This is a genomic window from Cecembia lonarensis LW9, assembly GCF_000298295.1.
Classification (GTDB): Bacteria; Bacteroidota; Bacteroidia; order Cytophagales; family Cyclobacteriaceae; genus Cecembia; species Cecembia lonarensis.
On the sequence record NZ_AMGM01000119.1, the window covers coordinates 1 to 9,928 of the forward strand.

The 9,928-nt window shown below is 39.1% G+C and carries 10 protein-coding genes; 3 read left to right on the top strand and 7 right to left on the bottom strand.

What is annotated here, in order from left to right; translation table 11 throughout:
• Window positions 1–1,190: 1,190 nt before the first annotated feature.
• From B879_RS19245 to B879_RS19270, 6 genes are all read right to left on the bottom strand, one after another.
• Window positions 1,191–1,847, bottom strand: a complete 657-nt coding sequence (locus tag B879_RS19245; protein WP_009186896.1) for a response regulator — start codon at window positions 1,845–1,847, stop codon at window positions 1,191–1,193.
• Complete coding sequence (locus B879_RS19250; RefSeq protein WP_202949664.1) at window positions 1,834–3,705, bottom strand: sensor histidine kinase; 1,872 nt, start codon at window positions 3,703–3,705, stop codon at window positions 1,834–1,836. Before B879_RS19250 ends, B879_RS19245 begins: the two co-directional genes overlap by 14 nt.
• 241 nt (window positions 3,706–3,946) lie before the next feature.
• The gene (locus tag B879_RS19255) at window positions 3,947–4,495 is read right to left on the bottom strand and encodes a hypothetical protein (RefSeq protein WP_009186898.1); all 549 of its coding nucleotides are present in this window, start codon (window positions 4,493–4,495) and stop codon (window positions 3,947–3,949) included.
• Between the two features lie 137 nt (window positions 4,496–4,632).
• Entirely contained in the window at window positions 4,633–5,175 is a 543-nt protein-coding gene (locus B879_RS19260) for a hypothetical protein (protein WP_009186899.1), read from the bottom strand.
• Between the two features lie 210 nt (window positions 5,176–5,385).
• Complete coding sequence (locus B879_RS19265; RefSeq protein WP_009186900.1) at window positions 5,386–5,643, bottom strand: YtxH domain-containing protein; 258 nt, start codon at window positions 5,641–5,643, stop codon at window positions 5,386–5,388.
• A gap of 127 nt (window positions 5,644–5,770) precedes the next feature.
• Complete coding sequence (locus B879_RS19270; protein ID WP_009186901.1) at window positions 5,771–6,865, bottom strand: DUF1573 domain-containing protein; 1,095 nt, start codon at window positions 6,863–6,865, stop codon at window positions 5,771–5,773.
• A 71-nt stretch (window positions 6,866–6,936) separates the two neighbouring features.
• Between B879_RS19270 and trpS the strand changes: the two genes are divergently transcribed.
• Window positions 6,937–7,911 carry a tryptophan--tRNA ligase gene (gene trpS, locus B879_RS19275; protein WP_009186902.1) on the top strand — a complete coding sequence of 325 codons (975 nt, stop codon included), beginning with the start codon at window positions 6,937–6,939 and terminating at the stop codon, window positions 7,909–7,911.
• A 267-nt stretch (window positions 7,912–8,178) separates the two neighbouring features.
• Here the strand turns inward: trpS and B879_RS19280 are convergent, their stop codons facing one another.
• Window positions 8,179–8,601, bottom strand: a complete 423-nt coding sequence (locus B879_RS19280) for a hypothetical protein (protein ID WP_009186903.1) — start codon at window positions 8,599–8,601, stop codon at window positions 8,179–8,181.
• Between the two features lie 199 nt (window positions 8,602–8,800).
• Here B879_RS19280 and B879_RS19285 point away from each other — a divergent pair, with 199 nt between their 5' ends.
• Window positions 8,801–9,238, top strand: a complete 438-nt coding sequence (locus B879_RS19285; RefSeq protein ID WP_040401285.1) for a DUF6526 family protein — start codon at window positions 8,801–8,803, stop codon at window positions 9,236–9,238.
• A gap of 16 nt (window positions 9,239–9,254) precedes the next feature.
• The gene (locus B879_RS19290) at window positions 9,255–9,644 is read left to right on the top strand and encodes a nuclear transport factor 2 family protein (RefSeq protein ID WP_009186905.1); all 390 of its coding nucleotides are present in this window, start codon (window positions 9,255–9,257) and stop codon (window positions 9,642–9,644) included.
• Window positions 9,645–9,928 lie beyond the last annotated feature (284 nt).

Here is a 9,928-nt window from a genome sequence, read left to right on the forward strand (position 1 = left end):
TCAGGCGGTTGGTATCCGGAAAAACTATGTGGACCTATGTTCCTCTGTGGTTAAAAATTTTGCCACATAGTATTATTGAAAACATAGTTGGGCAGCAACTCACCTTTATTTTTAAAATCAGTCGGTTGATATCCGGAAAAACTATGTGGACCTATGTTCCTCTGTGGTTAAAAATTTTGCCACATAGTATCATAGAAAACATAGTTATGAAGCACCGAACCTTTGTTTTTAAAATCAGGCGGTTGGTATCCGGGAAAACTATGTGAACCTATATTTGTGGTTAAAAATTCAGCTTTAGATCTTTGCAACTACATGTACCGAGATGAAAAGCGTTTAAATGATTAAAGTTTGGTAAGAAGCGAGAGATTAGACTTAAGACAAAAGACTTAAGACTCAAGAAAAATTAAGAGCCTCGGCAAAAGCGATGCCCTGCAATGTGGTGAGCATGTCGAACCAAGCTTGTCGAAGGGGTAAAAGTGTTAGCACTGTGCCCAGAAGCGGTTCCGGAAATTAATGTAGAATGATGAATTAAGAGTGAAGAATGGTTGAATTAGCCAAGGGAAAAGTAAAAAATGAGCGGTTGATACTGGGTATAACTATGTGAACCTATGTTTGTCTCCCGAAATAGCGACAAGTTATGGTGTACTAAAAATATCTGCCACAAAGTATCAAAGAAAACATAGTTGGACAGCAACTCACCTTTGTTTTTAAAATCAGGCGGTTGATCCCGAGAAAACTATGTGGACCTATGTTCCTCTGTGGTTAAAAATCCAACTTTAGATATTTACAACTTGTTGTATCTAGGTAAAAAGAGTTTAAATGATTAAAGTTTAAAGCTTAACCGGTTAACCATGACAACCTGACAACCTGACAACAATGATAACCACGACAACCCTACTATTTGTCCGAAGCGGAACAATTACAACAACTATAACAATTACAACAACAACTAGGACTACTCCTTCCCTATTCAAGTCCGAACCATGACAACCAAGAAAACTCTCAATGCCCCCCTTAAAAAGCCTTAACTTCAGGTTCTAACAAACCCACTTGGTTCTTTTTACCCCTTCGACTAACTCAGGGCATCGCTTTTGCCTTGGCTCTTACTTGCCGACAACCATGACAACCACAATCTATCTGCGAAGGGAGGAACCCCATAACTAAGCCATCTCTCCGGATGTACAAAAAATTCAACTCTTCTCCAACTCTTCCTTCAACAAACCCACTATTCCGGCAATATTCCTTACCCCAAATTTTCTATAGATATTCTTTTTGTGGGTGCGGACAGTCAGCGGACTGAGGTGCAGTGCCTCAGCAATCTCCCTGTAATTTTTTTGATCAAGTAAATGGGCTAGAATTTTAATTTCCGAACGGGAAAGCTTGTACAACTTGCAGATCCTTTCTACGGCATTTTCGATCAGTGCTTCAGGCTGTTCGCCCTGTTTTACAGGGAAATATGCCAAACCAGCCAAAGTAGTCTCCACCGCCTCAATCATATCTTTGAGCGAACTGTCTTTTCTGACAAAACCCACAGCGCCCAATTTTTGACACAATGATATGTTCGAAAAGGCATACTGCATGCTGACCACAAGGACTTTGAGTTTTGGAGCCTTTTCCCTTGCCTGCTCCAAAAATTCAAATCCGTTCATTTTGGGCATGTAAAGGTCTAATATAACCAGGTCTGCCCCTCCCCCATTTTTCAAATACTCCAATGCCGCAGTGGCATTGGGGAAGTGTAAACAGGAATGTAAACCTAAATTGCTTTCCAGTATATGCTTGAGCCCATCGGCAAAAATCTCGTGATCGTCTACAATAATTACCTGCGGTACGGTATTACTCTTTTTCATATGTTTTTACATCATAAGGTATGCAGACCAAAATGCTTGTTCCCTGAGGTCCACTACTGATTTCATAAGTTCCTTTAAGAAATGCTACCCTGTTTTCCAGGTTACTGATGCCCATTCCTTTCTTTTCCTCCTTTACTTTTTTCCAGTCAAAGCCTTTTCCGTTATCTGAGACTATCAATTTGATTTCCTCATCCTCCTCATCATAAAATAATTCCAGCTCTGCCTCCTGGGCCTCTGCATGTTTGAGAATATTGTTGAGCAATTCCTTGATGATGCGAAAAAGGTTGCCCTTGATTGGCGTGGGCAGTTTAGGCAATTCCGCCACTTGATGGCTAAACTTGACTTGATGCTGGGCTTTTAAGATTTGGAATAAATCTTCAACCAAGGTTTTGAACTGCTTTTGGTCCAGCTCTTCTGATGCAAGTTCATGGGCAATGAAACGAACATCTTTGGCAGCCTTGTCCAATAACATCACAGATTCGGAAAGTCCTTCAATGACTTGGCCATTGAGCCCTGAAAGCTTATGTTCAACATTTTCCACCTTGAGCCTTATCATAGCCAACAAAGCCCCAAGATCATCGTGCAAGTCTCTGGCTATCCTTTGCCTTTCCGCTTCCTGAACCTGAAGTTTTTCTTTGATGGATTGCTTTTCATTCTCTGAAATCTGAATCAACAGGGCCTCTTTATCATTTCTGTCTTTGTAATTTCTGTATCCTATGCCGACTGTAAATGCCAAAACATTGACCAATGCCCCTATGACCAGTCCATTGGGGTAAAAAGGATTGATGGAAGTATAACCGAGACTGTTTAAAAGGTAAAAGGTAAGTCCTATTACCAAAAAGAGGTTGGCCGAAAGGATATACAGGCCCATCCTTTTGTGCATTTGACTGATATTGATCAACAAGACAAAGGCTACACAGAAAATGGATAGGTACATGGCCAATAAATTGACCTTAAGAAGCAAATTGGCATCTATCCTAAAAGAAATCAGCACAAGCATCAAAGCAGCCCAAAAGAGGGCCAAATAAGATATTAACCAGGGGATTTGGTATAACCTGAGTCTATTGTTATCAAGGGTTTGAAAATGTAAATTAAACTTGAGGAAAAAGGCAGAGGTCAGCAGACCAAAAAACGGTATTCCAATTTGGGAGAGGGCATGAAGCCCCTCTTCTCCATACAACCAATGGTAGGCATATCCATCTTCCTCCAGAATCATCAGTAGGCAGGAAAGGGCATAAGCCACGAATATCAGGTAGATGCGTTCTCTCAGGTAAATAAATAACAACAAAGCAAATAAGACTGCGAAACATAACACCGTACTCAGTCCCCCAAAAAAGGCAGCCCTATTGACCTCAAAAATCCAATAGGAGTCCACATTATCCAGGAAAAATGGGATATAGGTATTTCTTCCCCTGGAGTCGGTTTTCAATAAAAGAATCACTCTTTCTTTTGGAGCAAGGGTGATCTGATAAGATATCAAGCGGGTATCCATGTCCCGATCTTCATTGCGGATGCCATAACCTGATCGTTTGGTATCCATTAATTTTCCCTCATCATTTAAAATGTAAAGGGTGCCTTCCAATAAGGAGGCACTTGCCGGGCTTAATATCACTGAATTTTCGGTTTCCGTAGCATTTTCTAAGGCTAAGGCAAACCACCAAATGGATTGGCTGAAGCCTTTATTGAACAAATATGGATGGCCTAAAGCTTGAAATTTATGCTGCCGATACGCTTCAAAGATGCCCGAGAGGTCTAATCCTTCCTGGTCTTCAAAAAATTGAAGGTGATCTTCAAGGGGATAATCTTCCTGATCTTCTATCAAGAGATAAGCAGGTTTAAGAAAAATATCATTTGCCATTATGCCTTGTTTTCCAAATAAGACCAAGACAGATAAAAGAAACATAAAGAATTTATACATACTTTATCTTTCTGACTAAAATAATGTTTAACAGCATATGAAAAAATCCCCTGTACAGGGGATTTTTGGATAAATTAAATCAACGAAATGTATACGTGTATGAACTTAAATAATATAGATGTAAACGTAAGGATTAAATTATTCCAATTGGTTCCAATGAATTCTAATGCATATTTCGGGTTTAACCTTGCTCTCCTTTAGATGCTGAAAATACTTCCTGCCTTTCAATTTGCTCAGGTTCTTTGTTGAATTTGACACGTTTAAAAAACTGCTCTAATTCATTTTCAATAATTTCTATACCTTTCACATTGTCCTCATTAAAGCGAAGTTCTCTTTTTAACATCAGGTTAAACATGGGAACGCCAATCCTGCTTAACGGAAAAATATGCTGGTTAAAATCTTTCTTTTTTTGTTGCATAACACCCTTCCAACCTTTTTCTGTGAAAATCACAAACACCAACCTGATATTTCCCGATATCCAAATGGAGGTCAATTGTTCATGAGAAATAAAAAAGTATGGTTTATCAAAGATGTCTACAAAAGTACTTTCATCCTCCAAAGATTTGCCACCAAGATATAGGTCAAAGGGTTTTCCCAAGGGAATACCCAAGGAATAACTGTTTTCGAAAGTTTGAATTTCAACTGGTTTTGAACAATCACCTTCAAACAGCAGGTAACCTGTTACGAATTCAACTAATCCATCTGATGGTAAAATAAAATCCTGCTGCATTATACTAAAGATAAAATAATTCTGATGACAAATCTAAGCCATTACAGACATTAAATGAATAACACTTATAGGGTATTTCGAGTTTTTTTTATTTAAAAATTATAACACTTTATTAATCAATGATTTGCAAAATAAAATTATGGAATAAATGGAAATTCGGTATCCAAATCAATCTTTGCCTGATGGCTTTCATCGATTTGATACCTTTGAAAAAACCTTAGTAGTTCTTCTTCTATGATCTTGATACCGGCGGCCTGTCCATTGCAAAACCGGAGTTTCCTCTTTACAATTAAGCCAAAGGCCGGAATACCTAGCCTACTGAAAGGAAAAATCATTTCTCTAAAACCAGGATTTCTTTCATGAAGCAATAACTGAAGGCCAAGGTCTGTAAAAATGATGAATACTACTTTGGCATTGCCCTTGACGCTGAAACAATCGATGGATTTACTGTCCCAAAACATCAAAGGCTTATCGAAAATACTGAATGGTACCTCTTCAAACTCTCCATAACAAGGTCCTGCATAATAATAAAAAGGTTTACCCAAAGGTATACCAAGAGAAACACCGCTTTCGTAGGGTCTTAGGCTGATATCCTCATCCCCTTTTTCGACATTTACTGAAAAATAGCCTGATACAAAGGAGGATAATAATGTTGTAGGTAATACCACTTCGGTTTGCATCACTCAAATAGAGGTTTGATAATGAGAAAATTATAAATATAAAGATAGGCATAATTTCCCCCTCTAAAAATACCCTAAAGGGGGTATTTTTTAACAAAAAAAGGGAGGCTTTTGCCTCCCTTTGATCCGGATTATGCATTAGGATGAGTAATAACTTGTGCGCTGTGGCGTAGAAATTCTAATGCATATTTCGGGTTTAATGTTTTGACCTTACTTGCTGACCTTGTCTACCTCAGCTTTGGCCTTCTTTGCCAATTTATCGACTTCTGTACTGACGTCTGATACCTTTTTGGTGAGGTTATCGAAGAACCCGTTCATTTTTCCAGTAAGGTCGTCAAAATATTCACCACCTTTTTTGGTGATTTTCTTTCTTGTATTTTCTCCCTTGTCAGGGGCAACTAGAATGCCTATTTGAACACCTACAGCTGCACCCAAAAGGGCACCTAAAAGAAACTTTGTAGAACTCATGTTAGTTAGTTTTTAATGTGAGAAATAAAATAAATTGCTGGTGTTTTAAAAGTGATTGCTCACTTTCCACCTGTTGATCTATTATCAACAACTATACCATTTATACGGAAAAAACGACCATTCAGTTCTATTTTATGTTACTTTTTATGGTAATCGTTCTCACTGGATTGATAGGGTCATTACTGAATACCGTAATGTGTTTGTGGTCAATCCCCCTTCTTCCTTTGGTATCAAACTCAAAGGTTATCTGTCCACGTTGACCCGGTGAAAGGCTGTCATCCGATACTTTAACCCGTAAACAAGTACAGTTGCTGCTGACTTTTCGGATGATTAAATCCTCACCGCCTAGGTTGTCAAAAAATATGCTTCTTGACACCACATTTCCAGCCTTGATTTCCCGCATATCAATATCTATTTCTGATAGGCCAATTCTGGGAACCATATTTTCCATACTTTTGGGAACGGGCTGAAAATATTCAAATACTACGGCAGTCAATTTGATGGCAATGGGGTGGGTATCATCCTGTAAAGTCAAGGATATTTCTTCTTCAAAAAAACCCAGATCTCCCTTTTTTTCTCCATCATAGGCCAATTGAAGAAGGGCTCTTTGTCCAGGAGCAACAGCCTCAGGCAATAGCACCAAATAAATATGTTCGGGTAATTCTAAATGTTCAACCTGCAGAGCCAAAGAGTCTTTTCCAAAATTGAAAAGCTCAATGAATTTGGTTTTTGGCTCGTTGGTCAAAACATTACCCATATGGATAACAGGAAGCCTGAACCCTACAGGGCCTTTACGGTATGGGTAGTTTTGCTCCGGCTTATCAGGGAGCGGCATATTGATTCCTTCCAAAAACAAGGTGTCCCCCTCATTATCCAAATTTGTTTTGATAATAATGGCTTTGGAAAAATCTCCCCCCCTCTGATCCGGATCAAACTTGACATGAATGGCAGCAATTTTATCGGTAGATAAAGTATCTCTGGAAAAATCAACTGCTGTACAGCCACAATCGGTAATGATTTCTGTAATAAAGACACTGTCAGCGTGAGGATTTAGACCATAAAATACCGTTTCAATCGGTCCATTTTCTTCCAAAACTGGGCCTATGTCTATTTTCCTTTGTTCCCAAACCAAACTTTTTCGCTCAAGTGTTTGACCTTCAAGGGTTAAAATAAATAGGCCATTCAAAAGGACCAAAAGGGTGATTGAAATGTGGAGCTTCATATGGGCAAATAACGTGAAATTTTGAGCGAATTGTACCTTTATTTACTTAATTTGCGCGAAATTTTAAAGGCATGGCTAGAGTACTTACAGGAATACAGTCTTCAGGAAGACCTCACTTGGGTAACATACTGGGAGCGATTGCTCCTGCAATTGAGTTGACTAAAAAAGACAATAATGAATCCTTCATTTTTATTGCTGACCTGCATTCTTTGACCACAATTAAAGATGGGGCCATGCGAAAAGAGAATACACTGGCTGTAGCAGCAGCCTGGTTGGCTTTTGGATTGGATATCAACAAAACAGTGTTTTACAGGCAATCCATGATTCCGGAAGTTGCTGAATTGACCTGGTACCTGAGTTGCTTCACCCCTTTTCCCATGTTGGCTAATGCCCACAGTTTTAAGGATAAATCCGACAGACTGGCAGATGTCAATGCAGGACTATTTACCTATCCAGTATTAATGGCTGCAGACATTTTGCTTTATTCCGCTAATATTGTACCGGTAGGCAAAGACCAATTGCAACATTTGGAAATCACAAGAGACATTGCCAGCTCTTTCAATCATAAAGTGGAAGAAGATATTTTTACCATTCCTGAGGCTAGGATTTCTGAAGAAGTAATGATCATTCCAGGAACCGATGGACAGAAAATGAGTAAGTCCTACAACAATTACATCGATATATTCCTGCCTGAAAAAGCCCTGAAAAAAAACATTAACAGCATTGTGACAGACTCTACCCCTTTGGAAGAACCCAAGGATCCGGATACCTGTAATGTTTTCAAGCTGTATTCTTTGATTGGAAGTGCTGAACAGACAGCTGAACTCAGGTCTAAATATCTGGCCGGTAACTTTGGTTATGGTCACGCAAAAAAAGAATTCCTAGCGCTCATACTGAGTAAATATGCCGAAGAAAGAAAGCTTTTTGATTATTACATGTCCAATCCCAATGAATTGGAGGCTAAGCTCGCAGAAGGAGAAGGCAAAGCACGTATTATAGCTAAAGATATTCTACAGCAGGTCAGGGAAAAATTGGGTTTTTTATAAAAGCTTGCCTCGATTGAAAAGAAACCAAGACAACTTGAGTATTTAACACCTGGGTAAATGTTCTGAAAGGGTAATGACAATGTTACGAATCATCCTTTCACCTCCGCAAGCTCCGGTACCAATGACAAATATCTATTTCACGCGGCGATCGCGGCGACTTCGCTGCGCCCGCCGCGTGAAACCTTTTGTCATTTTATGATCTCTGTAAATGCCAATTTTTAAATTCTCAGTAAACTGTTAACGAATTCTGTTATTAATACCAGATCATTACTTTGCAACCCAAAGGTCTTTCATGGACTTTCCGTTGATCTGTAGTATAAATCGTGCAGGATTGGGTACGAGCACGAGTCTTACGTCCATCTTGTCAAATTGTTCAGATTCCACCGGCACGCCTTCTTTGCCCACCACTTCATATGTTACTCTTCCACTGGCATCCGGCATCATACTGCTATATTCATTGGCAAGGTAGGCAGAAGGCAATAAGACCTCATTGTCTGACTTCAATTGCGCATAAATTTTCTCCAAAATATCTTCCAGCTCATCTCCGTATTCTTCATTAAAATCATCCTCCAAATCATGCATCTCTTCTTCTATATCATCATAAGCCTCATCTGCATAGGAGATTTTACTTAAGGCAATTCTTTTTTCTACAATGGTGTTAAGGTCTTCCTCGAGCTTTTTAAGATTCATAATTGTGTTTTAATTGAAACACGAAGGTATGGATTATAGGTACTTTATCCAAAATTCTTGACCTATTGGGTACTGATAAAAACACTTCCCTTTTGTGCCTGAAAAGGATAAATCAAAAAATTATGGAACTGATCAATAATCTTTTTGATAGATGGCAGGATTACATTACATTGTAATTAGCAATCAAAAATTATTTTTCATGCAAAATTATAAGAACCATTCCAGGTACTATCCGTTTCACCATTTTGTCCTTACTCCTTTGACTTTAGTATATTTTGTTTGGACATTGGTCAATCTCATTTCCGCCATTGGATCAGGAGTTCAGGCCTCAGAACAGGTGTATCATTTAATAGGAGCAACTATATTGCTGTTATTGCCTCTTTTGGCCAGAATTTATGCCCTTAAAAATCAAGACCGTATCATTAGGCTGGAAATGAGGCAGCGGTATTTTGAACTTACGGGTAGTTCCTTCCGTGAAAAAGAAAGGAAACTCAGGCTTTCTCAGATCATTGCCCTTAGATTTGCAGGGGATAACGAGCTATTAGCCCTGATAGAACGAACCATTAAAGAAGGTTTGCGTTCCAAAGTAATCAAGCAATCCATAGAAAACTGGCAGGAGGACAAAAGACGTGTATAAACTACTATTATGCTTAATGGCTTTTTTAGCCTTTACTTCTTTGAAAGCACAACAAAATATAGAAACAATCGCCGAACAACTGGCTCAGGAGCAGTTGGATGCTTACAATGCCCGGGATATTGAAGCATTTATCCTACCCTATGCCGAAGATGTAAAAGTTTTCAATTTTCCTGATCAATTGCTCTATGAGGGCAGAGACGAAATGTATGGACTGTATGGCCGTATGTTCTCGCGCACCCCTGACCTACATTGTAAATTGGTCAACAGGATGGTAATGGGCAATACGGTAATCGATCAGGAAGAAGTGACTATTCGAAAAGAAGAACCTCCCATGCGGGCCATTGCCATTTATAAAATCAGAGATGGAAAAATCGCAGAAGTGTATTTTATAAGGGATGGGGAATAGATTTAGAGGAGTGATGAGTGGACGGAATGATGAATGATGAATGAAGAGTGAAGAATGAAGAGTGAGGAATGGAGAATTAGGAATGGAGAATGAAGAGTGCTGTAATGGGGTATAGTTGTCATGGTTGTCGGGTTGTCGTGGTTGGAGCTTGGTGGGTTTGGGTGGTTAGTTCTTTATGGTTTGTGAACTGCTGGCGATATGGAAATTGAGTAAGAGGTGGATTTAATTATTGTTTCTGAATGTCAGCCAGGACTTTTATGGAATGGGCCATGGCCTGGAATTGA

Bases quoted from the DNA above. Each gene is read 5' to 3' on its own strand.
- B879_RS19250 (WP_202949664.1), bottom strand. From the start codon at position 3,705: ATGGCAAATGATATTTTTCTTAAACCTGCTTATCTCTTGATAGAAGAT.
- B879_RS19280 (WP_009186903.1), bottom strand. From the start codon at position 8,601: ATGAATCTTAAAAAGCTCGAGGAAGACCTTAACACCATTGTAGAAAAA.
- B879_RS19245 (WP_009186896.1), bottom strand. From the start codon at position 1,847: ATGAAAAAGAGTAATACCGTACCGCAGGTAATTATTGTAGACGATCAC.
- B879_RS19260 (WP_009186899.1), bottom strand. From the start codon at position 5,175: ATGCAAACCGAAGTGGTATTACCTACAACATTATTATCCTCCTTTGTA.
- B879_RS19285 (WP_040401285.1), top strand. From the start codon at position 8,801: ATGCAAAATTATAAGAACCATTCCAGGTACTATCCGTTTCACCATTTT.
- B879_RS19265 (WP_009186900.1), bottom strand. From the start codon at position 5,643: ATGAGTTCTACAAAGTTTCTTTTAGGTGCCCTTTTGGGTGCAGCTGTA.
- B879_RS19270 (WP_009186901.1), bottom strand. From the start codon at position 6,865: ATGAAGCTCCACATTTCAATCACCCTTTTGGTCCTTTTGAATGGCCTA.
- B879_RS19255 (WP_009186898.1), bottom strand. From the start codon at position 4,495: ATGCAGCAGGATTTTATTTTACCATCAGATGGATTAGTTGAATTCGTA.
- trpS (WP_009186902.1), top strand. From the start codon at position 6,937: ATGGCTAGAGTACTTACAGGAATACAGTCTTCAGGAAGACCTCACTTG.
- B879_RS19290 (WP_009186905.1), top strand. From the start codon at position 9,255: ATGGCTTTTTTAGCCTTTACTTCTTTGAAAGCACAACAAAATATAGAA.